This is a genomic window from Solwaraspora sp. WMMD406 (assembly GCF_029626025.1).
Taxonomy (GTDB): domain Bacteria; phylum Actinomycetota; class Actinomycetes; order Mycobacteriales; family Micromonosporaceae; genus Micromonospora_E.
Window position 1 is genome coordinate 3346690 of record NZ_JARUBF010000001.1, and the last position, 26698, is coordinate 3373387.

At 69.5% G+C, this 26698-nt stretch carries 24 protein-coding genes; 12 read left to right on the forward strand and 12 right to left on the reverse strand.

Annotated features, from left to right (window positions below; all coding sequences use genetic code 11):
* Nucleotides 1–2 precede the first annotated feature (2 nt).
* Nucleotides 3–980, reverse strand: coding sequence for a GNAT family N-acetyltransferase (locus O7632_RS15015; protein ID WP_278114952.1), 978 nt, complete (start codon nt 978–980; stop codon nt 3–5).
* Nucleotides 981–1243: 263 nt separating this feature from the next.
* On the opposite strand from O7632_RS15015, the gene gltB reads away from it, so the two are divergent.
* The 3 genes from gltB to O7632_RS15030 all read left to right on the forward strand — a co-directional run bounded on the left by gltB (nt 1244) and on the right by O7632_RS15030 (nt 8428).
* On the forward strand, nt 1244–5818 hold the full coding sequence (gene gltB, locus O7632_RS15020) for a glutamate synthase large subunit (RefSeq protein WP_278120061.1): 4575 nt from the start codon (nt 1244–1246) through the stop codon (nt 5816–5818).
* On the forward strand, nt 5811–7379 hold the full coding sequence (locus tag O7632_RS15025) for a glutamate synthase subunit beta (RefSeq protein ID WP_278114953.1): 1569 nt from the start codon (nt 5811–5813) through the stop codon (nt 7377–7379). Before gltB ends, O7632_RS15025 begins: the two co-directional genes overlap by 8 nt.
* 242 nt (nt 7380–7621) lie before the next feature.
* Nucleotides 7622–8428: an SGNH/GDSL hydrolase family protein gene (locus O7632_RS15030; protein WP_278114955.1), complete on the forward strand. Its 807-nt coding sequence runs from the start codon at nt 7622–7624 to the stop codon at nt 8426–8428.
* 220 nt (nt 8429–8648) lie between these two features.
* Here the strand turns inward: O7632_RS15030 and O7632_RS15035 are convergent, their stop codons facing one another.
* From O7632_RS15035 to O7632_RS15045, 3 genes are all read right to left on the reverse strand, one after another.
* Nucleotides 8649–9452 (reverse strand): hypothetical protein, encoded by an 804-nt coding sequence (locus O7632_RS15035; protein ID WP_278114957.1) that lies wholly within the window; start codon nt 9450–9452, stop codon nt 8649–8651.
* A 155-nt stretch (nt 9453–9607) separates the two neighbouring features.
* Nucleotides 9608–10207: a hypothetical protein gene (locus tag O7632_RS15040; protein WP_278114959.1), complete on the reverse strand. Its 600-nt coding sequence runs from the start codon at nt 10205–10207 to the stop codon at nt 9608–9610.
* Between the two features lie 9 nt (nt 10208–10216).
* Entirely contained in the window at nt 10217–11263 is a 1047-nt protein-coding gene (locus tag O7632_RS15045; RefSeq protein WP_278114961.1) for a papain-like cysteine protease family protein, read from the reverse strand.
* Nucleotides 11264–11684: 421 nt separating this feature from the next.
* Between O7632_RS15045 and O7632_RS15050 the strand changes: the two genes are divergently transcribed.
* From O7632_RS15050 to O7632_RS15070, 5 genes are all read left to right on the forward strand, one after another.
* The gene (locus tag O7632_RS15050) at nt 11685–14378 is read left to right on the forward strand and encodes an FtsK/SpoIIIE domain-containing protein (RefSeq protein WP_278114962.1); all 2694 of its coding nucleotides are present in this window, start codon (nt 11685–11687) and stop codon (nt 14376–14378) included.
* Nucleotides 14379–14383: 5 nt separating this feature from the next.
* Nucleotides 14384–15403, forward strand: coding sequence for a hypothetical protein (locus O7632_RS15055; protein WP_278114963.1), 1020 nt, complete (start codon nt 14384–14386; stop codon nt 15401–15403).
* A gap of 3 nt (nt 15404–15406) precedes the next feature.
* Nucleotides 15407–15958, forward strand: a complete 552-nt coding sequence (locus O7632_RS15060; protein WP_278114964.1) for a Uma2 family endonuclease — start codon at nt 15407–15409, stop codon at nt 15956–15958.
* A gap of 186 nt (nt 15959–16144) precedes the next feature.
* Nucleotides 16145–16465: a multidrug efflux SMR transporter gene (locus O7632_RS15065; RefSeq protein WP_278114965.1), complete on the forward strand. Its 321-nt coding sequence runs from the start codon at nt 16145–16147 to the stop codon at nt 16463–16465.
* On the forward strand, nt 16462–17145 hold the full coding sequence (locus tag O7632_RS15070) for a TetR family transcriptional regulator (protein WP_278114966.1): 684 nt from the start codon (nt 16462–16464) through the stop codon (nt 17143–17145). The genes O7632_RS15065 and O7632_RS15070 overlap by 4 nt, the downstream gene beginning before the upstream one ends.
* Here O7632_RS15070 and O7632_RS15075 read toward each other — a convergent pair.
* From O7632_RS15075 to O7632_RS15085, 3 genes are read right to left on the reverse strand one after another with little or no spacing between them, the layout of a single operon-like run.
* On the reverse strand, nt 17111–17626 hold the full coding sequence (locus tag O7632_RS15075) for a hypothetical protein (protein ID WP_278114968.1): 516 nt from the start codon (nt 17624–17626) through the stop codon (nt 17111–17113). The two genes, O7632_RS15070 and O7632_RS15075, sit on opposite strands and share 35 nt — an antisense overlap.
* Complete coding sequence (locus O7632_RS15080) at nt 17623–18393, reverse strand: hypothetical protein (RefSeq protein WP_278114970.1); 771 nt, start codon at nt 18391–18393, stop codon at nt 17623–17625. The genes O7632_RS15075 and O7632_RS15080 overlap by 4 nt, the downstream gene beginning before the upstream one ends.
* Nucleotides 18390–18731 (reverse strand): hypothetical protein, encoded by a 342-nt coding sequence (locus O7632_RS15085; RefSeq protein WP_278114971.1) that lies wholly within the window; start codon nt 18729–18731, stop codon nt 18390–18392. The genes O7632_RS15080 and O7632_RS15085 overlap by 4 nt, the downstream gene beginning before the upstream one ends.
* A gap of 269 nt (nt 18732–19000) precedes the next feature.
* On the opposite strand from O7632_RS15085, the gene O7632_RS15090 reads away from it, so the two are divergent.
* The 3 genes from O7632_RS15090 (at nt 19001) to O7632_RS15100 (ending at nt 19938) form a co-directional block, all read left to right on the forward strand.
* Nucleotides 19001–19234 (forward strand): winged helix-turn-helix domain-containing protein, encoded by a 234-nt coding sequence (locus O7632_RS15090; RefSeq protein WP_278114973.1) that lies wholly within the window; start codon nt 19001–19003, stop codon nt 19232–19234.
* Between the two features lie 125 nt (nt 19235–19359).
* Nucleotides 19360–19599 carry a winged helix-turn-helix domain-containing protein gene (locus O7632_RS15095; protein ID WP_278114975.1) on the forward strand — a complete coding sequence of 80 codons (240 nt, stop codon included), beginning with the start codon at nt 19360–19362 and terminating at the stop codon, nt 19597–19599.
* 102 nt (nt 19600–19701) lie between these two features.
* Nucleotides 19702–19938, forward strand: coding sequence for a GntR family transcriptional regulator (locus O7632_RS15100; protein WP_278114977.1), 237 nt, complete (start codon nt 19702–19704; stop codon nt 19936–19938).
* 18 nt (nt 19939–19956) lie between these two features.
* Here the strand turns inward: O7632_RS15100 and O7632_RS15105 are convergent, their stop codons facing one another.
* The 4 genes from O7632_RS15105 to O7632_RS15120 all read right to left on the reverse strand — a co-directional run bounded on the left by O7632_RS15105 (nt 19957) and on the right by O7632_RS15120 (nt 23565).
* The gene (locus O7632_RS15105; protein WP_278114979.1) at nt 19957–20934 is read right to left on the reverse strand and encodes a hypothetical protein; all 978 of its coding nucleotides are present in this window, start codon (nt 20932–20934) and stop codon (nt 19957–19959) included.
* 299 nt (nt 20935–21233) lie between these two features.
* Entirely contained in the window at nt 21234–21995 is a 762-nt protein-coding gene (locus O7632_RS15110; protein WP_278111118.1) for a transposase family protein, read from the reverse strand.
* Nucleotides 21996–22228: 233 nt separating this feature from the next.
* Entirely contained in the window at nt 22229–22930 is a 702-nt protein-coding gene (locus tag O7632_RS15115) for a hypothetical protein (protein WP_278114980.1), read from the reverse strand.
* On the reverse strand, nt 22927–23565 hold the full coding sequence (locus tag O7632_RS15120; RefSeq protein WP_278114981.1) for a hypothetical protein: 639 nt from the start codon (nt 23563–23565) through the stop codon (nt 22927–22929). Before O7632_RS15120 ends, O7632_RS15115 begins: the two co-directional genes overlap by 4 nt.
* Nucleotides 23566–24052: 487 nt before the next feature.
* On the opposite strand from O7632_RS15120, the gene O7632_RS15125 reads away from it, so the two are divergent.
* Nucleotides 24053–25636 (forward strand): 3'-5' exonuclease, encoded by a 1584-nt coding sequence (locus O7632_RS15125; protein WP_278114983.1) that lies wholly within the window; start codon nt 24053–24055, stop codon nt 25634–25636.
* Between the two features lie 21 nt (nt 25637–25657).
* On the opposite strand, the gene O7632_RS15130 is transcribed toward O7632_RS15125, so the two are convergent.
* The gene (locus tag O7632_RS15130) at nt 25658–26587 is read right to left on the reverse strand and encodes an HNH endonuclease (protein ID WP_278114985.1); all 930 of its coding nucleotides are present in this window, start codon (nt 26585–26587) and stop codon (nt 25658–25660) included.
* Between the last annotated feature and the right edge of the window lie 111 nt (nt 26588–26698).

Sequence of the window (26698 nt, forward strand, 5' to 3'; positions counted from 1 at the left end):
GGTCAGGGGTTGGCGCCGGGTTCGGCGACGCAGGCGGTGCCGACCCGGCGGAAGCCCAGCCGGTGGTAGATCACGGCGGCGTTGTCATCGCCGGCGGCCAGGAACACCAGCGCGACCCCGTGGTCGAGGGCGTGGCGGGCGAGTGCCGTGGTGACCGCCGCGCCGAGCCCTCGGCGGCGGGCCGCCGGCAGGGTGCCGACTCCGACGATCTCGGCGACGTCGTCGACCCGGTTGGCCGCGCCGGTGGCCACCGGCGCGGCGAGGTCGGCGGTCCCGTCGCCGGTGAGGCTGCCCAGTGCGATGGCGCGGGCGCCGGAGCCGACGGTGAGCCGTTCCTGCTCGATCGGATCTCCGCTGGGATCACTCGTCGACGGTGTCGGATCCGCAGTCGCCGTCGCGGGTCCGCCGACGGACGCCGGGGATCCGGCCTGGTCGCGATCACCACCACTGTCGACAGTGGGAAATGTCACTGTAACAAGCTCGGGGGTGGGGGTGCCGACGGTCGGCAGGGTGCCGGAGGTGTTCGCCGTCGCGCCGAACGAGTCCCGGGTGATCTGGTACCAGGCGGCGACATCATTGGCGAAACGGGACGAAGTGGGGTCGAGGAGCCGCACCGACACGTCGGGGAACTGGTCTGCCGGCGGCAGTCGCGCCGGGTCGAGCACCATCAGCGGTGCCTGGTGTACGCCGAGTCCGGCCGACCGGACGATCGCCAGCAGATCCGGTCTGACCTCGTGGATCCACTCGAAGGACTCGGGAACGCCGAGCTCCCGCTGTCGAGCGCGTACCGTGGTGATGTCGGCGGCGGCCGGCGGCGCGCTCGCACCTCGGCGGGGGCGAGCGTAGAACGGCCAGCCGTCCACCCCTTCCCGGACGAAAAGCACATAATTGCCCAGCTCTTCGGGGCGGGCGGCAGAACGCGGTACGGCATCGCAGAACCGGTCCAGCCGATCGAGGAGTTCGTTCTCCTGGTTGGCCACCGGGTGAGACTACAGCTCCCAGATTGTGGACGTGTGATCAAATCGCACTGGTGGCGCCCGCTGGCCATTCACGTAGACTCGATAAACTCTCCAGGGCCGACGTCGTCCCGAATCTGTTCATGCGAGTGACGACAGGAGGCCCGGTGGTTCTTCCGTACCCGCAGGGATCGCACCTCTCCCTGCCGCAGACCGCCCCAGACGGGCCGCCTGCCGCCCACGACGGGGCGAGCACCGCCCAGACCGGGCCGAGCGCCGGTCACACCGTGCCGGCCGGCGGGGCGCAGGGTCTCTACGACCCGGCGCACGAGCATGACGCCTGCGGCGTCGCCTTCGTGGCCGACCTGAACGGCCGCCGCTCGCACGACGTGGTCGCCAAGGGCCTGTCCGCGCTCTGCCGGCTGGACCACCGGGGTGCCCGGGGCGCGGAGCAGAACACCGGCGACGGCGCCGGCATCATGATCCAGGTCCCGGACGCCTTCTTCCGGGCCGTTGTCGACTTCGACCTGCCGCCGGCCGGGCAGTACGCCACCGGGCTGGTCTTCCTGCCCACCGATCCCGACGACGAGGCGCGCGCCCGCCGGGTGATCGAAAAGTACGCCCTGGTCGAAGGCGCCGAGGTGCTCGGCTGGCGGGACGTACCGGTGGAGCCGGACGGTCTCGGCGAGACCGCCGACGCCGCCCGCCCCCACATCCGGCAACTCTTCCTGGCCGCCCACCGGCTCACCGACTCCACCGCCGGCCCGGCCGGCACCCCGCTGAGCGGGCTCGACCTCGACCGGGTCGCCTTCTGCGTGCGCAAGCAGGCCGAGCGGGAGAGCAGCGAACGCGGCGTCACCGCCTACTTCCCGTCGCTGTCCGGCCGGACCATGGTCTACAAGGGCATGCTCACCCCGGACCAGCTGCCGGAGTTCTTCCCGGACCTGCGCGACGAGCGGGTCGCCAGCGCCATCGCCCTGGTGCACTCCCGCTTCTCCACCAACACGTTCCCGTCCTGGCCGCTGGCCCACCCGTACCGGTTCATCGCCCACAACGGCGAGATCAACACCATCCGGGGCAACAAGAACTGGATGAACGCCCGCGAGGCGCTGCTGGCCACCGGGAACATTCCGGGCAACATCCGCCGGCTGTTCCCGGTCTGCACCCCGCAGGCGTCCGACTCGGCCAACTTCGACGAGGTCCTCGAACTGCTGCACCTGGCCGGGCGCAGCCTGCCGCACGCCGTACTGATGATGATCCCGGAAGCCTGGGAGAACGACCCCGGGATGGACCCGGCGAAGCGGGCCTTCTACCGCTTCCACGCCAGCCTGATGGAACCCTGGGACGGCCCGGCGTCGGTCGCCTTCACCGACGGCGACCTCGTCGGCGCGGTGCTGGACCGCAACGGGCTGCGTCCCGGCCGCTGGTGGCGTACCAGCGACGGCCTGGTGGTGCTGGGCAGCGAGGCCGGCGTGCTCGACCTCGACCCGGCGACGGTGGTCGCCAAGGGTCGGCTGCGCCCCGGGCGGATGTTCCTGGTCGACACCGTCGGTGGGCGCATCGTCGAAGACGAGGAGATCAAGGCCGAGTTGGCCGCCGCCCGGCCGTACGGCGACTGGCTGCACGCCGGCCTGATCGAGCTGCGGGACCTGCCCGAACGCGACCACATCGTCTACGCCCACGACTCGGTGCAGCGCCGCCAGCAAACCTTCGGCTACACCGAGGAGGAGCTCAAGATCCTGGTCGCGCCGATGGCCCGCAAGGGCATCGAGCCGCTCGGGTCGATGGGCACCGACACCCCGATCTCGCCGCTGTCCACCCGGCCCCGGCTGCTGTTCGACTACTTCCACCAGCTGTTCGCCCAGGTCACCAACCCGCCGCTGGACGCCATCCGGGAGGAGATGGTGACCAGCCTGCAGTCCACCATCGGCCCGGAAGGCAACCTGCTCGACCCGGGACCGGCCTCGTGCCGGCAGATCGTGCTGCCGTACCCGATCATCGACAACGACGAGCTGGCCAAGATCCTGTCGGTGGACGAGGACGGCGACCTGCCCGGCTTCAAGGCGGTCCGGGTCTCCGGGCTCTACCCGTTGCGCGACGGCGCGCACGGCATCAAGGCCCGGCTCACCGAGATCTGCCGGCACGTGTCGGAGGCGATCGAGGACGGCGTACGGATCTTCGTGCTCTCCGACCGGGACTCCACGATGGACCTGGCGCCGATCCCGTCGCTGCTGCTCACCGCCGCAGTGCACCAGCACCTGGTCCGCGAGCAGACCCGTACCCAGGTGGCGCTGGTCGTCGAGAGCGGTGACTGCCGCGAGGTGCACCACGCGGCCGTGCTGATCGGCTACGGTGCGGCGGCGGTCAACCCGTACCTGGCGTTCGAATCGGTCGAGGATCTGATCGCCACCGGCGCGCTGGCCGGCATCACCTCGACCGAGGCGATCCGCAACTACGTCAAGGCGCTCGGCAAGGGCGTCCTCAAGATCATGTCCAAGATGGGCATCTCGACGGTCTCCTCGTACTGCGGGGCGATGGTCTTCGAAGCCGTCGGCCTGGAACCGCGACTGGTCCAGCGCTACTTCGCCGGCACCCCCAGCACGGTCGGCGGCGTCGGCCTCGCCGGCGTCCACGCCGAGATCGCCGCCCGGCACGCCCGCGCCTACCCGGCCAACAGCGCCGAACGCTCGCACCGCCGCCTCGACGTCGGCGGCGAATACCAGTGGCGGCGGGAAGGCGAACTGCACCTGTTCAACCCGGAGACGGTGTTCCTGCTGCAGCACGCCACCCGCTCCGGGCAGTACGACGTGTTCCGCCGCTACACCGCCACCGTCGACGACCTGGCCGCACAGGCCGGCTCGCTGCGCGGACTGTTCACCCTGCGCACCGGCGTACGCGAACCGGTCCCGCTGGACGAGGTCGAACCGGCCAGCGAGATCGTCAAACGCTTCTCCACCGGGGCGATGAGCTACGGCTCGATCTCCGCCGAGGCCCACGAAACCCTCGCCATCGCGATGAACCGGCTCGGTGGGCGGTCCAACACCGGTGAGGGCGGCGAGGACGTCGACCGGCTCTACGACCCGACCCGGCGTTCGGCGGTCAAGCAGATCGCCTCCGGCCGGTTCGGTGTCACCAGCGAATACCTGGTCAACGCCGACGACCTGCAGATCAAGATGGCCCAGGGCGCCAAGCCCGGCGAAGGCGGCCAACTGCCCGGCAACAAGGTGTGGCCGTGGATCGCCAAGACCCGGCACGCCACCCCCGGCGTCGGGCTGATCTCCCCGCCGCCGCACCACGACATCTACTCCATCGAGGATCTGGCCCAACTGGTCCACGACCTCAAGTGCGTCAACCCAGCCGCCCGGGTACACGTCAAGCTGGTCAGCGAGATCGGCGTCGGCACCATCGCCGCCGGCGTCGCCAAGCTCAAGGCCGACGTCATCCTGATCTCCGGCCACGACGGCGGCACCGGTGCGTCTCCGCTCAACTCGCTCAAGCACGCCGGCACCCCGTGGGAGCTGGGCCTGGCCGAGACCCAGCAGACGCTGCTGCTCAACAAGCTGCGCGACCGGGTCACCGTCCAGGTCGACGGCCAACTCAAGACCGGCCGGGACGTGCTGGTCGCGGCGCTGCTCGGCGCCGAGGAGTACGGCTTCGCCACCGCCCCGCTGATCGTCGAGGGCTGCGTGATGATGCGGGTCTGCCACCTGGACACCTGCCCGGTCGGCATCGCCACCCAGAACCCGGTGCTGCGGGAACGCTTCACCGGCAAGCCGGAGTTCGTGGAGAACTTCTTCCTGTTCCTCGCCGAGGAGGTCCGCGGCTACCTGGCCGAGCTGGGTTTCCGCAGCATCGACGAGGCGATCGGCCGCGCCGACCTGCTCGACACCGCCCCGGCGGTGGACCACTGGAAGGCCAAAGGGCTGGACCTGTCGGCGGTACTGCACGTGCCGACCCTGCCGGCCGGGGCGTCGCTGCGCGGCGTCCGCGCCCAGGACCATGGCCTGGACAAGGCGCTGGACAACACCCTGATCGCGTTGGCCGCGCCGGCGTTGACCGACCGGACCCCGGTGCGGGCGGCGGTCGCGGTGCGCAACGAGCACCGCAGCGTCGGCGCGATGCTCGGCGGCGAGGTGACCCGCCGGGCCGGCGGCGCCGGGCTGCCCGACGACACCATCGTGTTCACCCTGACCGGCACCGCCGGGCAGTCGTTCGGGGCGTTCCTGCCGCGCGGGGTGACGATGCGGCTGCACGGCGATGCCAACGACTACGTCGGCAAGGGCCTGTCCGGCGGCCGGCTGATCGTCCGCCCGGACGCGGCCGCGCCGTTCGCCGCCCCCGGCGGGGTCGGCGCCGAGGAACAGATCATCGCCGGCAACACCATCCTGTACGGGGCCACCGCCGGTGAGCTGTTCCTGCGTGGCCGGGTCGGTGAACGGTTCGCGGTGCGCAACTCCGGCGCGGTCACCGTGGTCGAGGGCGTCGGCGACCACGGCTGCGAATACATGACCGGCGGTACGGTCGTCGTACTCGGGCCGACCGGACGCAACTTCGCCGCCGGCATGTCCGGCGGTACGGCGTACCTGTGGCGGCTGGACACCGAGCGGGTCAACCGCGAACTGGTCGACCTGGAGCCGGTGTCGGCCGAGGCTGAGGTGCTGCTGCGCGACCTGGTCGAACGGCACTTCGCCGAAACCGACTCGGCGGTGGCCGAGGCGCTGCTCAAGCGCTGGCCGGAAGCGGTGGAGGAGTTCACCGCCGTGGTGCCCCGCGACTACAAGCGGGTGTTGGAAGCGATGCGGGCCGCCGAAGCCGCCGGCCGTGACGTGGATGAGGCCGTCATGGAGGTGGCTCGTGCCTGACCCGACCGGATTCCTGCGGTTGTCGCGGCGGCTGCCAGAGCGCCGCCCCGTGCCGGTACGGATCTCCGACTGGCGTGAGGTCTACCCACCGGCGACCGACGAACTGATCCGTGAGCAGGCGACCCGCTGCATGGACTGCGGGATCCCGTTCTGCCACGACGGCTGCCCGCTGGGCAACCGCATCCCGGACTGGAACGACCTGGTCCGTACGGGTGGCTGGGCGGCGGCCATCGAGTCGCTGCACGCCACCAACAACTTCCCGGAGTTCACCGGCCGGCTCTGCCCGGCGCCCTGCGAGGCGGCCTGCGTCCTTGGCATCGCCGGTGGCGCGCCGGTCACCATCAAGCAGGTCGAGGTCGAGATCATCAACCGGGCGTTCGGCGCCGGTCTGGTGACCCCGCAGGTGGTGCCGGAGCCGTCGGGCAAGCGGGTCGCCGTGGTCGGCTCCGGACCGGCCGGGCTGGCCGCCGCCCAGCAGCTTGCGCGGGCCGGGCACGCGGTCACCGTCTTCGAACGCGACGACGCGATCGGCGGGCTGATGCGCTACGGCATCCCCGACTTCAAGCTGGAAAAGGAACACATCGACCGCCGGCTGGACCAGTTGGCCGCCGAGGGGGTCCAGTTCCGCACCGGGGTCGACGTCGGTGCCGACGTGACCGCCGAGCAGTTGCGGGCCGACCACGACGCGGTGCTGCTGGCCTGCGGCGCGCTGGCCGGTCGGGACACCCCGGCCACGCCGGGGCGGGCGCTGCGCGGGGTGCACCTGGCGATGGATCACCTGGTCGCCGCCAACCGGGTGGTGGCGCAGGCCGCCGCGCAGGCCCGGTCGGCCGAGGCGGCCGGGGTGGTGGCGGTGGAGCCACCGGCCGACGACAGCCTGTCGCACGTGGACGGGGTCGCGGTCGGTCGTCCGGCGATCGACGCCGCCGGCAAGCACGTGGTGATCATCGGTGGCGGTGACACCGCCGCCGACTGCCTGGGGGTCGCCCACCGGCAGGGCGCCGCCGGCGTCTACCAGCTGGATCTCTACCCGGAGCCGCCGTCGGCCCGGGACGAGGCCCGGGACCCGTGGCCCACCTGGCCGTGGATCCTGCGCGAATACCCGGCCCACGAGGAGGGCGGCGAACGGGTCTTCGCCGTCGCGGTGCAGGAGTTCGTCGACGACGGTACGGGCGCGGTGCGCGCCGTACGGATCGCCGAGGTGACCGTGACCAAGGTCGACGGGCAGCGGATCCTGACGGTGGTGCCGGGCTCGGAGCGGGAGTTGCCGGCGGACCTGGTGCTGCTGGCGATCGGATTCGAGGGCACCGAGCCCCAGCCGCTGCTGGAGCAGTTGCGGCTGACCCGTAACCGGCGGGGTGCGATCGACTCCGACGGGCAGTGGCAGACCGCCACCAAGGGGGTATTCGTCGCCGGTGACATGCATCGGGGCGCGTCGCTGATCGTGTGGGCGATCGCCGAGGGGCGGGCGGCGGCGGCCGCGATCCACTCGTACCTGGGCGGGGTGGGGGAGTTGCCGGCCCCGGTGACCCCGACGATGCAGCCACTCGTCGCCCGCTGATCCTGCGGGGCCCGCTAGGCCCGCTGACCGTTTTCGCGGTCGGCGTCGTTTCGCGGTCGCCGTCGTTTTCGCGTTCCGCCTCGTCGGGGTACGGCCCTGCTGGAGATCTGCTGGTCTCCAGCAGGGCTTTCCTCTTCCCGACATGTAGATGTTTCGATAGAATTACCGGCTAGTAACAACCGTTGCTTCCCACGGCCACGCGCGCGGCCACGAGGATCCCCCATCCTTCGTGAGGTCCGTCCATGATCCTTCGTCCCCTGGCTCGCGCTGCCCTCGCGCTAGCCGTCACCCTCGGTGCCGTCGGCGCCGGTGCCCTCGCGGTCGCCGCCCCGGCGCAGGCCGCACAAGCGGTGCACTACGTCGCCCTCGGCGACTCCTTCTCCTCCGGTGTCGGTGCCGGACCCTACGACGGCACGACCTGTCTGCGCAGCAACCGCTCGTACGCCCCACTGTGGGCGGCCGCCAACTCGCCGGCCAGCTTCCGCTTCCCGGCCTGCGGCGGAGCGGTCACCTCCGACGTGATCAACCGGCAGCTGTCGTCGTTGAGCGCCACCACCACGATGGTCACCATCACGATCGGCGGCAACGACGCCGGGTTCGCCGACGTCGTGCTCAACTGCCGGCTGGGCAGCGAGTCGTCGTGCGCGAGCGCGGTCGACCGGGCCGAGCAGTTCGCCACCAGCCAGCTGCCGGGCCGGCTGGACGCCACCTATGCCGCGATCACGCAGCGGGCACCCAACGCCCGGCTGATCGTGCTCGGCTACCCGCGCCTGTTCGACGAGGTCCGCTACTGCGGGCTGCTGAGCATGAGCCTGACCAAGCGGGCCATCATCAACGACGCCGCCGACCTGCTCGCCGACGTCACCGCGGCGCGGGCGGCGGCCGCCGGCGCGACCTTCGTGGACACCCGACCGCAGTTCGCCGGACACGGAGTCTGCGCGGCCAGCCCGTGGATCAACGACTTCTCGGCGTTGATCGCCGCCTACCACCCCAACGCCGCCGGCTACCGCGACGGCTACCTGGCCGCGCTCACCACGGTCACCGGCTGACCGGGCCGGTCCCCGACCTCGCGCGATCGGGGACCGGCCACGCTTCGACCGCGTCGAGCGGAGGCGGCCAGCCCGCTTCGATCGCGCGCCCGGACACCAATATGCGGTGGGCGGTGATCCCGTAGGGGGATCATGATCCCCCTACGGGATCACCGCCAAAACGACATCGGCTCCAGGACCACGACGTTGGCTCCGGGGCGGGGCAGCACCGTCCGTCGGCTCAGTCTGCCGCCCGGGAGCGGCCAGCCTCGCGGCGGTCGGCAGCGCCCGTATCGGAGTCGCCGTTGCCGTTGCCGTTGCCGTTGCCGTTGCCGTTGCCGTTGCCGTCGGCGTCGGCGTCGGCGGAGGTCGGCTTGTTGCTGAGGAAGTAGGCACCCAGGGCGCCGGCCAAGGTGCCGAAGACGACGACCGAATAGGCGGCCAGGATCAGTTCCAGGCCCTGGGCGAACGGGTCCTGGGCGACCATCCGCTGACCGGTGATCGTGGTGAGAGTGACGTCGTGCAGAGCCTGCACGTAGCTCGGGTAGGAGCCGGCGACCACGAGCAGCTGCCCGGCGGCGAGGATGAGCGTCACCGTCACCACGAACAGCCAGGCGAGACGATCGGTGAGCAGCCGGCCGGCGGACCGCGACCCCCGTACGGCCGCTGTGACCACCGCGCCGGCCCGGGCCGTACGCAGCGCGAGCGCCACTCTGGCGAATCTCAGCGCCGGGATGAGCAGGAAGATCACCTGCCACCAGTTGCGACGCCAGAACCGGCCGGGGTGGTGCCGGGCCAGCCAGGCGCGTAGCGAGAACTCGGCGACGAAGACGGCCCACAGCAGCCAACTCGCGCCGGTGAGCACGGCGGACATCGTGGGGTGCGTGGTGACGAACTGGCCGACCACCAGCAGCAGGAACAGGACACCCAGGACGCCCATCGGCTTGTCGAGCCGATCGGCGAACCGGCGCAACGTGTCGTCGCGTTCCGTATCGTCCCGGTTCTCGCGGTGATCGCCGTGCTGTTCGTCGTCGCCAGGTCGCATCGACCGCACTTCCGGCAGTTGTCGTGACACTCTCGTTACGGATACTAGGCGCATTTCGGGCTGCAGGTGACTCGCCGCCGCCGTCTGCCGTCCAGGCAGCGGCGATCCGGTCCCCGGTCGTACTCCGGGGACCGGAACTACCTCACCGGCTCGCGTCAGGGGCCGGGCGTCGCCCCCGGTGCCTCCGACTGATCGGGCGGGATCATCGTGCTGGCCTTTTCGGCCAGGTCACTCAGGAATTCGTCCGCCGGGACCACGCGATCTTCCTTACCGACCGGCGAGGGTTCCAGTGGAATGATCAGGTCTCTCCTGGGCAGGTGCAGCCACAACGCCATCACGTACAGGGCGGGGACCCGTAGCAGGCGCAGCTCGAATCGGCCGGTCTTGAGCGCGGCCAGGTTGAGGAGACCCTTGAGAGCCTTGTCGGTGGACGCGACGAACGGCCCTTCGGTGAACTGCGACATCTGTTCGGTGCCGTCCGGCGCGGCAGCGGTCTCCGCGCTGGCGATGGGTTGTCCGGCTTCCTCGATCAGGTAACGCCAGCCAACCGGCTGTGCGCTGTCCAGCCCGTTGCCGGCGATGATGTCGTCGAGACCCAGCACGTAGATCCGGTGCGGAGTGGACAACTCGAGCTGATCTTTCCGGGCGTTGCGTAGTGCCTTGGTCGAGAATTTCGAGGCGTCGGCGAACGTGCGCATCCTCGACCGGATCCGGTCGCGTACGCCGCTCGGCGGATCGGGCATTTCGAGTGGCATGTCTATCTCCTAGCGCTGGGTCTTGTAACTGACGTTCCAGGTCCCGCTGCCCTGATATCCGTCGCGGAAGGTGCGGTACGAGACGTCGGAGTCCCCGTACCACGGGTCCGCCACACTGACGTACTCCTCACCGTCGAGGAAAAAGCGTCCGCGTATCGCCAGGATATGGCCGCCGCCGCCCCGCCAGGACGTATTCAATTCGATCGGGGCCGAGTTGGCCATCTCGGCGCCGATCTCGGCGGGAGTCAAGGCCCGGTTCTCTCGTTGACGCAGGACGCCGACACGCTGCATCGCCGTGTCCGGCCAGCGCCCCTGGTTGCCGGGCGACACCACGCCCGGAGCTACGCAGCAGTCGTTCCGGTTTAGCTCCGCGTCGGCGAGGGTGCACTGGGTCCAGGGGGTGTTCGGGTCGTAGTAGGCCGCGACGCTCACGGTGGCCGCCGACCAGCACCACATGTCCTGCTCCTGGCGCTGCATGGCGAAATCGAGCCGCTGGTCGATCATCGAGATGACGAACTTCTCGTGGATTCCGCCATTAGCGTTGAACTGACAGTTGACGCGCCCGCCGCCGTTGTCGGTGGACGAGGTCACGCCGGTGCCGTCCATCCGGAGAAACACGTTCGAGGTGAGGGTCGACTCGAAGGAGAACGCGTCGCCCGCGTGGGTGTGCAGCCGGAACTTCTCGGCGGAACCGCCGTTGGCGTTGAACTGGGCGTTGACCAGACCGCCGCCGCCCGTGACCTGCGCAGCGACACCCCGGCTATCCATCCGGAGCCACACGTTGGGAAAGGCGGCCGACTCGAACGAGTAGGTGCCGTCGGCCTGTCGACGAATCTTGAACCTTTCGTACGGGCCGGGTGTGCCGGCGCTGAACTGGCAGTTGACCAGTCCGCCGCCATTCGCGGTCTGGGAGGTGACCCCTCGACCGTCAAGGCGGAGATAGACGTTCGGGAACGCTGTCGATCGGATCGTGATCGGGGTTTCCCCGAGCACGGCAAGATCGGCCGCTGATAAGGGCATGGTGTCTCCGATCCGTGTTGCGGTGCCAACGATCATGTTGGCGCAATGGACGGCAAGGCACCATCACTATAAATCACCGGTCGATTACCGCAAGTGTCTGGAGCGCGACTGCCGAGGGGTTGACACAGCAAGGTTTGCCACCTTGCCACAATTGTTAAGCAAATCGCCGGGTCAAGTGCAATAGGCAAATCGCCATGTGTTGGGTCATGATATGAATTTGCCACCGAAGCTGGCTGCTGTACGGGCTCGTTGCGATCGATCATGCGGCGACGCCGTGCCGGGACGGGCCGGGGTGTGCCGGGCGGGTCCGGGCGAGGCCGGGTCAACAGCGCACGGCCGATTCGGATAGTGTTTTCCCGGCTACCCGGAAGCAGGTGGGGGTGCGGGTGAAGGACCGGTGCTGGGCCCGGTGCGGGGCACTGCCACGGGCAGGCGGAGCACTGCCGGGGGTGGCACGATGAGTTTCGGCACCGCGTTGCGCCGCGCGATCACCGCACACCGGCAGGCGATCACCCACCTCGGCGCGGCCCGCCGAGCCATCGCCGACGCGGCACCGCCCCCGCCGCCCGACCTCACCGACGTCACCAGCCGGCTCCGTCGGGTCGGCGAAGCGTTGACCACCGGTGCCACCGGCTCCGTACAGGACCCGGCCGCCGGCCCGGCCCCGGTCCGACTCGGCATGGCCCGGCCCGCCGCGCTGACCGCAGCGGCCGCGCCGACCGCCCCGGCCACGCCGACCGCCCCGGCCGTTGACTTTCCCGCCCTGGTGCCGCTCGGCGCCGGCGCGCACCTGGCCATCGACGCCGACGCCCGCCAACCCAGGGTCGCCGCGCTGCTGCGCAGCCTGGTGGTCCGGCTGCTCGCCGCCGCTCCACCCGGGACGGTCCGGGTCATCGCCCTGGACACCAGCTCGATGGGCGCCACCTTCCTGCCGCTGCGCCCACTGGTCGAAGCCGCCGCGCTGGGCGCCCCGGCCAGCACCGACGCCGAAACGAAGACCCTGCTCGACGACGCCGACCAGCACGTCCGTACCGCTCAGGGCCGCACCGGCGGCGACCACAGCGGCGGAGTCGGCGGCGGGGCCGCCGGCACCGAACTGCTGGTCGTGGTGGCGGGCGCGCTACCCGACAACCGCGCCGACCTGATGCGCCTCGCCGCGCTCACCCACGCCGGGGCCGCCGCCCGGGTCTGCGTCATCGTCGCCGGCTACCCGCCCGCCGGGACCGGCGTGCAGCCGCCCGCACTCGGCGCCACCACCCAGGTCACGGTGGACGGCAACCGGGGCTGGATCGGCGACCCGCCCGGACAACCGTTCAGCTCCGACGGCACCGGTCTGGCCGTACCGGTGGCATTGGACGGTGACCCACCGGCGCGGGTCGTGGAAGCCCTCGCCGAACGCCTCGGTGACCTGCACCGGCGTGGCTCCGCGCTGGACTTCGCCGACCTGCTGCCGCCCCGGATCTGGACCGAGACGTCCGTCGACGGCCTGCACACCGTCGTCGGCCGCGCCGGACGCGAACCGGCGATCCTCGCCTTCGACGACGTCACCCCGCACTGGCTGGTCGGCGGCCGGACCGGCTCCGGCAAGACCGTCTTCCTCCTCGACCTGCTCTACGGCCTGGCGGCCCGCTACTCACCCGACGAACTGGCCCTCTACCTGCTCGACTTCAAGGAAGGGGTCAGCTTCACCGAGTTCGTGCCGACCGGCCGGGACCCGTCGTGGATCCCGCACGCCCGCGCCGTCGGCATCGAATCCGACCGCGAGTACGGCGTCGCCGTCCTGCGGGAACTGCGCCGCGAACTGAACCGGCGGGCGGCGGCGATGAAACGCCACGGCGTGACCAAGCTGGCCGACCTGCCCCGCGACGGCACCCCGACACCGCGTACCGTCGCCGTGATCGACGAGTTCCACGTCCTGTTCGAAGGCAACGACTCGGTCGCCCGCGAAGCCGCCGCCCTGCTGGAGGAGCTGGCCCGCAAAGGCCGCTCGTACGGCGTGCACCTGGTGTTGGCCAGCCAGAGCATGTCCGGCATCGAAGCGTTGTACGGCAAGACCGACTCGATCTTCGGCCAGTTCCCGCTGCGGGTGGCGCTGCCCGGCGGCAACGGGGTCCTCGACCCGCTCAACCACACCGCCGGTGGGCTGCCGATCGGGCAGGCGATCGTCAACCCTTCGGCCGGTATCGCCGGTGCCAACACGATTATCCGGTTCCCGGACGCGCACGGCGGCGCGCGGCGGATCGGCGCGCTGCGCCACGAGCTGTGGCAGTCGCGGGCCGCCGGTTCCCGCCCGCCGGCGATCTTCAAAGGCTACGAGGCGGCGCACCTGCGCGACGATCCGACGTTCCGGTCCCTCGCGCCGGGCGGACGGCGTCCGCTCGCCCTGGTCGGCCGGCAGGTCGACGTGGATCTCAGTTCGGCGGTGTTCGCGCTGGACGCCACCCCGGGCCGGCATCTGGCGGTGGTCGGCACCACCGGGCACGCCGCCGACGTGCTGCACGCCGCCACGGTCAGCCTGGCCAAGCAGGAGGTGCCCGGCCAGGCCCGGTTCCTGTTCGCGCCGCTGGTGGCGTCGGCCGACGAGGTCGCCGAGGAGGCCGCCGACGAGCTGCACGCCCTCGGGCACGCGATCACCCGGCTGACCGCCGTCGAGCTGCGCGAGGAACTGCGCCGGCTGGCCAAGCCGGACACGGCTGCGCCGGAGCCGGCCGGGAGCGCCGGTCAGGTGCCGCCTGCCGCCGGCAGTATCAGTCAGGTGCCGCCTGCCGCCGGCCGTACGTACCTGGTCGTGTTCGGGATGGACGCCGCCGCCGGGGTGCTCGGCGCGAAGGACGAGATGTACAAGTCGGGGCTGGACGACCTGCAGGTGGTGCTGCGGCAAGGACCCGGCCACGGCGTACACCTGCTGGGGTGGTGGCGGGGGTTGCGCCGGCTCGCCGACGACCTGGGCGGCTCACACAACCGCGACGACCTGGCCTGCCTGGTGGCGATGAACGTGCCCGGCGGTGAACTCGGCTCCTACCTGGGCACCCACGAGTTGGCGTACCGGCCGCGACCCAACCGGGCGCTGCTGATCGACCGGCACGACCAGCGGACCCGGCTGATCGTGCCGTTCGCGTTGCCCGGCCGCGAACTGGACGAGGAAGGCTGAGCGCGGTGAGCAGCGGATTCGACGAGTACGCCGCGCTGGCCCGGCACCTGCACGACCTGCACCGCACCGGTCAGGCCGACGCCGCGCAGCACGCGACCCGCAGCCAGCGGCTGGGTGCCCTGGCCGATCAGCTCGGTCACCGGCTCTACGCCCAGTGGCAGCGGCTGGCGGCGATCGCCCAGGCGACCGGGGAGCAGGTGCCGGCCGCGCCGCCGCCGCTGGTCGCCGCCCCGGCCCCCGAGCCTCAGCCTGGCCAGTCGCAATTCGGCGGGTACGGGCACCAGCCCGGCGGGTACGGGCAGCATCCGCCCGGCGGCTACGGTGCCGGGCCGGGCGGCGGCGGTCAGCCGTGGCCCGCGCCGCATTCGTCGCCCCCGGGCCGACCCGGGCTTCCGCCGCCGCCACGCCGTCCCGAGTTGGCCACCGGTGAGCAGCGGATCCGGTTGCCGGCCGGCGGTGCCGGCGCGGTGCAGCCGGCCGGCGGCAGTGCTGCCGGGGTGGGTGCCCCGGTCTCCGGTGTCCCGGTGTCCGGTGCGCCAACGTCGGGTGCGCCGGTCTCGGACGCGCCAGGCTCCGGTGATCCGGCGGCGGCCGGCGGGCTCGCGCCGGATCCGGAGCAGGAGCTGGCGGCGGCCCGCCGGCAGCTCGACGAGGCCGACGCGGCGGCGTACGAGGCGGAGCAGGCGGCTGCCCGGCCGCCGCTGCTGCCCGGCTGGTCGCCGCTGGGCCGGGCGGTCGCCGTCTACCTGGGGTTCGCCGTCGTCGTCGCCGTCCTGCAGTTCACGTTCTTCCTCAACCCGATGACGCTCGCCGTCGACCAGAGCACCAAGTGGATCTGGTCCTGCACCGGCTTTCCAACGATGGGCTTCTTCATCGCGTACTTCGTGATCAGCAAGTGGGGGACGTCCCGGCTGGAAACCGACGGCGGTCCTCGGTTTCCCAAGCTGGGGTTCCTGATCAGCTATCTCGGTGCCGCCGTCTCGATGGTGCTGCTGCTGGTGTTCCTCCAGATCGGCCCGTTCTAAGCTATGACCGAGTCGAGGCTCGCCTATCGATGGAGCCAGAGCGAGTTTCTGCGCGCATCGAAAGCGGGGGCGTTCGACCATCGGGTGGAGCTGGTCGACGGGGCGATCTGGCCGGTAGCGGTCGGTTCCTGGCATGGTGACACGGTCGGCCGGCTGCTGGCGACGCTGCCGCGAGACGGGGTACGGGTGACGACCGCGACCCTGCCGACCGGCGAATCGCTGCCTGACCCGGACTGCTGGGTGCGTCGGATCGACGCGAGTCCGATCGGGACGGTCGGCTCGCGGCTGTCGGTCTGGGCCGCCGCCGATGTGCTGCTGGTGGTCGAGGTCGCCGACGAGACGATGATCCAGGATCTGAACGTCAAGACCAGGCTGTACGGCCAAGCGGGTTACCCGGTGTACTGGGTGGTGACCCAGCGGGCGGTCTACGAGCACACCGGACCCATCCGGCCCGGTTACCGGACGCGGGTGGAATACCTCCACGGGGAGCGCATCCCGGTGCCGTACGCCGATGCGGGCCTCGCTGTCGACGAGCTGATCGCCCCGCGTTCCTGATCGCCCGCGTTCCTGATCGCCCGTTCCTGACCGCCGCGTATTCGCGGCACGCGCCGGGTGGCAGCGGCCTGCCCGACCGCTGACGTGCGCCCCGATCCGGTGACCTCGCCCACCAGTGGTGGTCGTTCGCGCCCGAGGACTTGTACGTTCGTACATGTACGTCTGTACAAGAACGGAGTTCGGGTCATGGCCTACGTGTTCCTCGCCGCCGCGATCACCGCCGAGGTGATCGGGACGAGCCTGCTCAAGTCGACCCACGGGTTCACTCGGCTGTGGCCGACGCTGGCCCTGGTCGCGGCGTACGTCACCGCGTTCGCCTGTCTCGCCCAGGCGGTGAAGACCGTCCCGGTCGGTGTCGCCTACGCGTTGTGGGCCGGCCTCGGTACGGCGGCGATCGCGGCGATTGGCGCGGCGTTCCTGGGGGAGCCGTTGACGGTGCCGAAGGTGACCGGGATCGGGCTGGTCATCGCCGGTGTGGTGGTGCTCAACCTGGGTGGTGCGCATTGACCGCCGACCCGGACCGCAGCGCACACACCAGCGCACCCGCCAGCGCACCCGCCGGCCCGCACCCCGGGCCGGCCCCGCACGCCGACCAGCGCGGCGCGGCGCGTCGGCCGGTTCGGCCTCGGGATCCGGAGGGCCGGCGTCAGGCGTTGGCGGCGGCGACGCTGGAAGTGGTCGCCGAGGTCGGCATCGGCCGGACGACGCATCGGGCGGTCGCCGCCCGCGCCGGTGTCCCACTGGGGGCGACCACCTACTACTTCCCGACATTGACGGATCTGATCGTGGCGGGGCTGCGGCAGGCGCAGTCGGATGTCGACGCCGAGTTGGACCGTTGGGCCGGGCGGCTCGGCGACGGCACCGACCTGCCGGCCCTGCCGGCCCGGCTGGCCAGGTTGATCGGGGAGTACCTGGCCGACCGGGGCCGGGCGTTGACCGAGCTGGAGTTGTATCTGGCGGCGGCCCGCAGTCCGGAGCTGCGCCCGCTGGCCCGCGCCTGGCGGGACCGGCTCTGCCGCATCTTGTCGCCGGTCACCGGTGACCGGGCGGCGTACGCGGTCGCGGTCTTCGTCGACGGTGTCCTGCTGCAGCATTTCGCGATCGGCGAGCCGGTGGACGCCGCCGCTGTCGAGTCGGCGATCGCCGCGCTGCTCAGGACGGAATCGCCGGCCGGTCGTCCGGGGTAGCGTCGGCTGGCTGGTCGGGACGGCCGTCGACCGCGGGCGGTTCCGATACGGCGACGGTGACGGCCGCCGTGGCGGCCAGCATCTCGGCGGTTTCGTCGAGCAGCTGTGTCAGGCCGGTGGGGCTGAGTCCTTCGTCGTTGATCAGGGCGACGACGAGCATGGTCTGCGCGGCGATGGTTTCGGCGGTGGCCGGCAGGGTGTCGTGTGCGCCGAGCGCGGCGTGCATCAACGTTTCGGCCACGGTCGCGTCGATGGTGGTGCCGGCCGGGTCGAAGCGTTCCCGGACGCTGGCGACGAAGCGGATCACGGCCGCCGGGTCGCCGTTGCGGAAGCGCCGGTCGACGGCGAGCACGAACAGCCCGCTGAGCAGGTCGAGGTATTCCTGCCACTGGGTGTCGTCGAAGCGGGCCAGCTGGCGTTCGTGTGCGCCGGTCTGCCCGGCGATCAGGTGGGTGAGGGCGGCGGCGGGTGGGCTGGTCACCACAGTCTCCAGGTGCGTTTGGTGTTGTCCCAGAAGCCTTGGCGTAGCTGCTGCCAGGAGGTGCGGAAGTGGATGCGGTCGCGGTGGGCGGCGACCAGCGCGGCGGCGGCCCGGGTGCCGATACGCCGTACCTCGGGTGGGGGTTGCCGGTCCGGGCCGGCGGTGGTGATGGGGTGTTGCCGGGCGAGGCGTTGTCGTCGCCGCTGCGGCGGGTCCTGCCCGGTGTCGAGAGCGTCGAGGTAGCGGTCGATGGCCCGGGTGCCGATGGCGAGGCCGGCGCCGAGTTGGTCGGTGTGGGCGAGCGCGGCGCGCAGCCGGTTGCCGGCGGCCTGGGCGCGGGGGTCGTCGCTGTGGCGGAGCCGGTCGGCGGCGACGCCGATCCGGTGCCGGCTTTCCAGGATGGTCACGGCCGCGTGTTGGGCCTGGTGGCGGGCGGTACGCAGGCCGTGCAGGATGGCGGCGACGCCGACCGGCGCGGCTCCGGGCAGGTGTGGCCGGGCGTCGGTGACGGCGTCGTGCACGTCGCCGTACGCCTCCCAGGCTTCGGTGAGGGCGTCGGCGTAGCGGTCGAGGACGGTACGGGCGTCGGGGTGCCGGGCTCCGGCGAGATGTTCCCCGGCGTAGGTGACGGCGGCTTCCAGGGCGAGGCATGCCGTACGCAGGGAGGCGACGGTGTCGGCGGCGACCCGCAACGCTTCGCCGTCGGGGCTGCCGGTGTCGGCGGCGGCGGTGGTGCCGCCGTGGGCGGTGTCGTCGGTGGCGGTCACGCCGACCTCCTCAGCCAGGCGAAACGGGGCCGGTCGGGGGTGTCGGCGATCCGGCTCGGGTCGAGCAGGGTCGCGCCGGGTCGGCGGAACGGCAGCCGGTGGTAGCGGTGCATCGTCGCTTCGGCTTCGGCCAGGTCCGCGCACGGTCCGGGCCGTCCACAGCCGAGACAACAGCCGGTGTACGCCGAGGTGGTGTGACTGTCGATGGTGCGTTGCGCCTCGACGACGCGGCTGCGGGCGTACCGGGTGTAGTAGGTCGCGGATCGCTGGTTGCCGGCCGGGCGCTGCCGGGTGGGTGGTGGTGGGACGGTCGGGGTGGGGCGGGGGTCGGGTGTCACCGGACGTTGCCTCCCGTACGCGTGGAGATGGCACCCGCCGCCGGTCGACTGTTGTCGCAGGTGGCGGGCAGGTTGACGCACCCGGCCGACCGACAGGCGACGCCGGCCGACCGGGCTTCTTGCGGGACAACCACTCCGGTTTGCAGACCAGGGAGCGGCGCGGAGACAGCTTTACATGTGCGCCCATACGAAGCAACCCATGAGCGCCAATTTCTTGCCATACAAAGCTGGCGCGTGATCAAATGGGTGCGCAGATCAGGGAGCCGCCCATGCCCGCCAAGCCCAAGTGGGAGAAGATCGCCGACCACCTTCGGAGCCAGATCGCCTCCGGTGAGCTGGCACCAGGCGACAAGCTTCCGTCCACCGCTCAGCTGTGCAAGGAGCACGACGTGTCAGCGATCGTCGTGCGCCAAGCCATCTTCAAGCTTCGGACCGAAGGGTTGATCGAAGGCGTACAGGGCGTCGGCGTGTTCGTCGTAGACCCAAACGACCAGCAGGGCTGAACCCCTGCTGGTCGGCAGGGAAGACGTTCGGACGCCCTGGTGGCCCGGCGGACATTGACGGTGACCTGGCGAGTCAGCCGCTACCGGCCGAGTGGCGACAGCGCTGATCGGGGGGAGGGCCGGCGATGCCGCCGAGCGCCAAGTGGGTGGGCCTCGCCGCTCGCATCCGCAAGCAGATCGCGACCGGCGAGCTGTCGCCCGGCGCGAAGTTGCCATCCACGTCGCAGCTCTGCGCCGAGCACAACGTGTCGGCGATTGTCGTCCGCAACGCGATGATCGCGCTCAAGGCCGAAGGCCTGGTCGTCGGCGTGCCCGGTGTCGGCGTCTTCGTCGTCGACGCCAACGAGGCCACCGGTGGGTCGTAGCTGGAAGCCCGCGTTTGTATCTGCGAACGGCTTGGCCGTGGTCTTGGCTACGCTGGGTTTGTTGCCCATCTACTCGGGTGCTTGGAGTGGTGACCTCGGATCATGCCTTACGCCGTGCCCCTTTGGAAATCGATCCGTGACGACCTCCGTGCGCAGGTCAAAGCAGGGCTGTTGAAGCCGGGCGACCGGATTCCGACCACTCGGAAGCTGATGGAGCAACACTCGACGACCTCGGCAACCGTGCGCCGTGCCGTCGACTCGATGATCGAGTCCGGCGAACTCGTCGGCAGGCAGGGCCTCGGCGTGTTTGTCATCGACCCGAACGAGGTGCGGAGCTGAAACCGTGATCTAGAGGCTTCAGAGGGATTCCTTGATCTGAAGAACGATCGGCCCATCGCTGGATGGAGCGATCAGGGCCTCGTAATTGATGTTGCGATTCTCCATCTTTGCTTCGCCGATCAACTTGTAACGAACGTGTAACGCAAATGTGCCACTGATTCGGTAGATTCCGAACTCTTTGTCAAAATAAGGGCGCGCTGTCAGAGTGGGATCCCCAGCTACTGACCACTTGACTTCAGTGGCACCGGGCGAGAGTTTCCACTCAGGGCAACCTGAAGGCATGGTCGGGCCAGTGTCGCTCACGCACTGTGCGAAGGCGTACTTCAGATTCGCCTCCATCGGTTCCCATGCTTGCTTGGGATCTTGCTTCACTATTTCGGGATCGTTTGGGTGCGAATGCTTATCGATCTTCTGGACATCGAGTTTGCCGTCGGTCCAGCCGACCTTCGCCCAGTATTTCATCAGCGTCACTGTGCGATTCGGGCTCCCTGAGATGGTGTATTCCGCTAGAACTACAGCGGTCCCAAGTATATCGAAACGGCCCTCGTCTTTGCTGTACCGAATGACCGGATGATCAAGAGGGTTTTCAAGGAAGGTCCACAGCACGGAAGATACACTTAGTTCACCTGTGATGGATTGGGGGCAGTTCGAGGGAGCTGCTGACGTGGACCGCTGGCACCTATCGAACCAGTCGGCAACGGCAGCGACTACGGCATCCTGTTTGACGTCTGGCGGCCACGGATCTGACTCCGTTGGGAATGGCTCGCTGCCCCCAAAGACCATGTAGGCAACGACGGCTAGTACTATCACAGCGAACGCCCCAATGCCTCCGCCGGCAGTCGCTACGCTACCGTTACTGATGGCGGAATGCGACGATTCTTCGTAGTCTTCACTGTCTTGGTAGCCGAAATCTGGGCCGAAGACGTTGATTTCTATGTGGTCTCCTGCGGTGTTGTTTACGTCGCCCTGGGCGGTGTATCCAGTCTGATTCGTCATCTGGTCTCACCGTCCGGATGGCGTCGGCCTCGAACGTAGTTGTCACCTGCGACGTTAAACAGGTCACCCTTGAGGGTGTATCCGTTCTGGTGTACGATTCGCCCGGCATTACTTGAGGTGTTGTCGGGGTCGCTTTGAGTGTGCCTGCTAGAGCCTGTGCCGCGGAGCGCAATGATCAACCCGAGGATTGCGACGGGAAGAGCGAATATGTTCGCCCAGGCCGCAGCACCGCTGAGGCTTCCGCTCGTGATCATGATCACCGAAGCGATGATGATCAAGAAAAGTGTAGTAACAGAGGTCTATTCACAGGCCATCCTGTAGAAGTGCAACCCGATAACACAGGAGATCGTTTCTGTGAAGGTCGCGAGCGGTCTGCGGTAGTCGGTGTGCAGGATCCGCCATGTCTTCAGGTTCGCGACGACCTGTTCCACAACCCAGCGGATCTTGTTGACCTGCCTGTTGTATTCCTTCTGCCATTCCGCGAGCTCGCCACCTTTGGGCTTCTTGTACGGGGTGATCATGCCGTTGCCGACGTAGCCCTTGTCACCGATCCAGTCTCCGGGATTCAGGGTGACGAGGACCCCGGTGTCGTTGATCGCGTACGAGTCGTGGTGGTTGCCGGTGACGGGATCGGAGATCCAGGCGAGCGCGCCGTCGAGGGTGCAGGCGACCTGGACGCTCATGCCCGTGGTCTTGTGCTTGCCGGAGTACAGACAGCGGTGCGTGCGCCATGACCAGCAGGGAAGCAGGGTGCCGTCGACGATGTACTGGTCGGTCGGGCTGAGGTCGTCGGCTGTCGGTACGAACTCCGTCAGCACGCGATCGAGGACCGGGGTGATGCCGGTTACCGCTCGCGAGATCGTCGGCTGGGAGACGCCGTGTGCTTCGGCGATCTCCGCTTGGACGCGGTTGCGACGCATGTAGGTCAACGCGACGACGACAGCGCGGTAGAGACCAAGGACCGGGGGCCACGGCTCCACATCCAGATCCTGGCATTCCGCTCGGACCAGCACGCAGAGGTCGCGGATCTGGTCCGTGGTGAAGCCAGTGGTATGATACATGTTCGGCGGTCCGCTTTTCTTTGTGATGTTGTGTGGTAACTCCATCCTACGGAAGAGCGGATCGTCCTTTTATTGGGGGTCTACTGTAGCGGGTCGGAGGCCTGCTGAATAAGCCTCACAGTCCAACGTCGGTTTGGCACGGTGTCGATGATAGACGAGCCAAGCAATCCAGATGGTGGCCGTGGCAGCGACCGTTGTGGATCAATCTGTCTCTTGTCCATTCTGTCGTTCTTCTACAGATTAGACAAGTATGCCTTGAGGCTCTTCGTGGCCTGGTGGGTGAGGACGGCGGCTTCTTCGATGTTGGCGCGGGACAGCTCAGCCCAGGTGTAGATCTCCTGCGTGCGGTCCTGCCGTCCGCCGGCAAGCAGCTGCGCCAAGCCGAGCTGGCTCGCTCGCATCGCGTTGGCCACGTTCGCCAGCTTCGCCTGCTGGGTCTCGATCTCGTCGAGGATCTGCCGGAGCCGCCCGAGGTACCCGCCGGCTGACCCCGTCTCCGGTCCACCCCGAGGCCGGGTGAGCCGGCGGGGCCGATGGGGTGGCGCACGTCGTGGTTCCCGTCCCGCCGGATCGACCGCCCGAAGCACCGGCTTTAGCTCACCCGTACTCGGGATCGCCGCTGGGGGCTCGCCATCCGATGGACCCTGCTCGCCATCATCGGGCTTCCGGCTCATCAAGCGGTCGACGGCCGTACCGATGGCGGACTTGCCCACCACCCCGAGGATCGCGCCCGCGATCGCGCCACCGGTAGCGGCTGTCGACGATGGCACGGGGAGACCGGCCTTCGTCGAGGCCAGCCCGAGCAACATGCCGGCGGCGGCACCGCCCAGCTCGGCCAACTTGCCGAGTGACTCCTTCGACAACTCCCGGCGGAACTGCTGGCCGTAGGTCTCGGCCTGCTGCTGACCTTTGCGCTGCTTCCGGCCGTACCTCATGTCTCGACGACCGGATCAAGGAAGGCGCATCCGGTGACGATCATCATCGGGAGATTGATCGCGACGTCGCGTGCTACCCCGGCCGACGACAGTTCTAGCAGCTTCTCGCCAGCGGCTTCCTCCTCCGACTGGTCGGCGTAGAAGGCGCACGCGTCCCACAAGTTGGCGTGCAGGAAGGCGTACGACCACTGGGTGTAGACCTGGATGGGTACCGCGACCGCCGCCTTATCGCCGAAGCCGATCCGGTGCAGGTCGGGATCCTCAGGCGTGGAGCCGAGGCCCTGGGCGAGGGGGAGCAGCTTGTGGCGGCTGAAGACCGGTCGCAGGTCGCCGTCGGGGTCGAACTCGACGAGTAGGCCACGGTCGATCAGGTCGTCGACGTAGCTGGCGGCGTGCGGCTCCGGGCTCGGCGCGGTTTCCAGCATGCGTACCAGGGAATCGCGGTTGACCGTGAGCTTCGCGTGCTGGTCGGGGTAGAGGAAGGCAGCGGCCCAGACGGCGGCCTCGGCGTCGGTGAGCTCGACCAGGTCGTCACCGAGGTGTACCTCGTAGCATTCCGGCGTCGGGTCCGGTGGGCGGACGTACCGGTATCGGGGACCCATGCTCAGCCCGGCGGGCACGATCACAGTCGACATCAGGTCATCTTCCCAGCCTGGCTGACCTCGTCATCCCCGAAGCGGGCGACACCCGCCTCGACCGCTTCGACCGCACTCACCGCGACACCCTCCCCGTCGGACAATGTGCAGCAGCTTCGACCGTACCGGACGACGTTGATCCTCGGTCGGCTTCACACTGTCGGCTTCGCGCACGGATATTGGCGAGCGATCTCGTCGAATGGATAGCCCGCATGTCAGCTGAGAAGCTTCATCCGGTCGACCGCCGTTGAGCCATGGGCCACGAACACGAGCCCTTCGGCGGAACCAGGCGCGGAATCGCGCGACGTAAGGTGCCGGTCTGAGCCAGCGCGGGCGGTCCACCGACAAGCGCCTCGAACACAGTGGACTTGATCCGTGTTCACCTGCCGGCTGCGGAGTGAATCACGGCGTCGACGTGGGGATGCCGTCCTTCGCTGGTTGGGCTGGGGTAGACGCCGCTGATGCGATTTGATGGAGGTCGTTAGTTATGTTCACCCGTGGCGAACTTACCCGTCGAAGTGGTGCCGACCCGCGTGCCCTGACGTACGCCGTCATTGACCTGGAGACCACCGGGCTGCACCCGAACAGAGGGTCCCGCGTCTGCGAGCTGGCGATTGTGCGGATGCGGGGTGACGGCGTCGTGCTCGACGAGTACTCGACCCTGATCAACCCCGGCATGCGGATCAACAACACCGAGTACCACGGCATCACCAACGCCGACGTCACACACGCCCCGACCTTTCAACAAGCCGCCGGTGACATGTTGGCCTATCTCCGCGACGCCATCGTGGTCAGCCACAACCTGGATTACGAGGAGAAGTTCCTGACTGCCGAGTTCGGGCGGCTCGGCGTCAACCTCAGCGGTGTTCCCGGGCTGTGCTCGCTGGTCACCGCCCGTACCCAGATCGACAGCTGGGGCTACAAGCTGGAGAACGTCCATCACCTAATCACGGGGGAGTGGCTCGACGCGGTGCACTCGGCGCTCGGCGACGCAAGGGCACTTGCCGTGACCCTGACGAAGTTCATCAACGGTGCGCCGCAGCGGCTTTCCTGGATCGGGCCGCAGCCCGTACCTGTTCCGGCGCTACCCCGCACCGGCATCGTCGCGCCCAGGGCTGCCGGGCTGCGCAAGGGCACCGAAGGATGGCTGGCCACCCTCACCGCACGGCTGCCGCGTATGGCGTACCCGCCGCAGCCCCGGCCGGGCGGGCTGGCCGACTACAGGGCGTTGCTCGGCCACGCCCTTGCCGATGGTCGGATCGTCGGTGAGGAAGCCAACCAACTGGCGGTAGCGGCCACCAACGCCGGACTGACCCAGACCACCGCCCGCCAGGTGCACGAAGAGTTCCTGGCGGACGCCCGAGCCCGAGCCGAGGCCGACGGCGTGGTCACCCCGGCAGAGCTGCGGGAACTGCAGCGGGCTGGCCGGGAACTTGCGTCGTCGCACCTGATCAATGACCTGGAGCAAGCGGCAGCCGCCAACCGGGCCAGGGCAAACGGTCCACTCAAAGGCTGGCGAATTCTGCCGATCGGCGACTCGCCCGCCGTCACCGAGATAATCGACTATGCCGTGGAGCACGGTGCAAAGGCCGCCGTCAGCTTCACCAAGACGGTACGCCTGGTCGTCTGCGACGATCCGCTGGCCGACGATCCTCGGTTGGCGAAGCCGGCCGCGTCCGGTGTCGACGTCCTTGCTCCGGAGCATGCTCGCAAGCTGCTGGAAGATGAGGCTGCGAAGCGGCCGACCGGACTCTTCGCCGACCAGGCCGGCGAGCAGGTCGCCCAACGGATCGCGGCCGAACGCGCCAACTCGGGTCGACAGTCCCGACCCGAGTGGCACGGATCCTGGCGGAAGTACGAGCTGACCGACACCCAGTACCACCAGACGTTCGTTGCGCGGGATCGGAGTTGGACCGAGCCGTACGTGCATCAGGTCGACATGGCGGAGCTGCGCGAGCGGCAGGCCAGGGCCGCGTCGGCGACGCGCAGCAGCGGTTGCGCGGTGGTGCTCCTCGCCGGTGGCGCGGTTGCGGCCGGCCTCGCCGAACTCGTCCGTCAGATCGTGGCGTAGCGCGGCGAGGTGAGCCCGGCGTCAGTGCTGGAAGACCGTGTCGGTGTGCCATTCGAGCAGGTCGTGGTCGGGGCGGCGGGCCTTCTGGTCGGGTACGGCGATCTGGGTGCCGGCGCGGGCGTAGAACTGTTCGCCGTTGCCGAAGTCGTCGCGCAGGCGTCGGCTGACCAGCAGCCGGTATTTCGGGTCGACGCCCAGGTAGCCCTGGTCGAAGAGGATGTGTACGTCGGCCCGCAGCAGCATGCCGTTGTCGATGCGGTGCTCGCCGCCGGAGGCCACCGGGCGGATATGCGCGGCCTGCAGCGCGGGCCGCAGCTTGCTGTCGGTGATCGCGCAGCGCCGGGAGTAGGTGTCGAGGACGACGGCCTTGAACGACTGCTGCCCGAGGCGCTGCGGCCGGAGCCGGGGGTCGCCGAACACCGGTCCCGGCCGGTGCCAGGTGCCTTCCGGATCGACGCGGACCTCGCCGCCGAGCAGGAGTTTCGTCAGCTGCTCGAAGTAGTCGAAGTGTGTGCCCGACGACAGGTCGTACGTCTTGCCCTGGGTGAGGTTCGGCGAGAACTCCGGCGGGGGCTCCGGCTGACGGCCGGCGGGGAAGAAGACCGTGTCGCGGATGAAGATGCAGCCGATGACCGGGTCCTCGCCGGGGCCGATCGGGTCCTTGCGGTACTTGCCGATGTCGCGTGCCATGTCGGCGAGGGAGCCCGCGCCGTTGGCCTCGCCGAACAGCCCCCACGCTTCCGAGAGCCGCAGCTTCGCGAAGCCGCTGAAGAAGCCGCCGCCGACGATCCGGTTGTGCGGGTAGCGGCTCTTGAAGAAGAACGGCTCGCCGGGGGTGAGAGTCTTGAAGCTGCCGCCTCCCGGCCGCCAGAAGTTGACCTCGTTGATCTGCGGCCGGGAGGCGAGGAAGCTGCGCCACTCGCCGTCGGTGACCCCCACAAACGCCTTCACCCGGTCATCTTGCTCGGCCGGCGGCGCAGCCCGGTATGGGCCGACCGGCTGACAGTCGAGAGTGCACCGCCGCGACGTGTGGTCCGAGAACTCGCCGCAGGCGACGCGGCA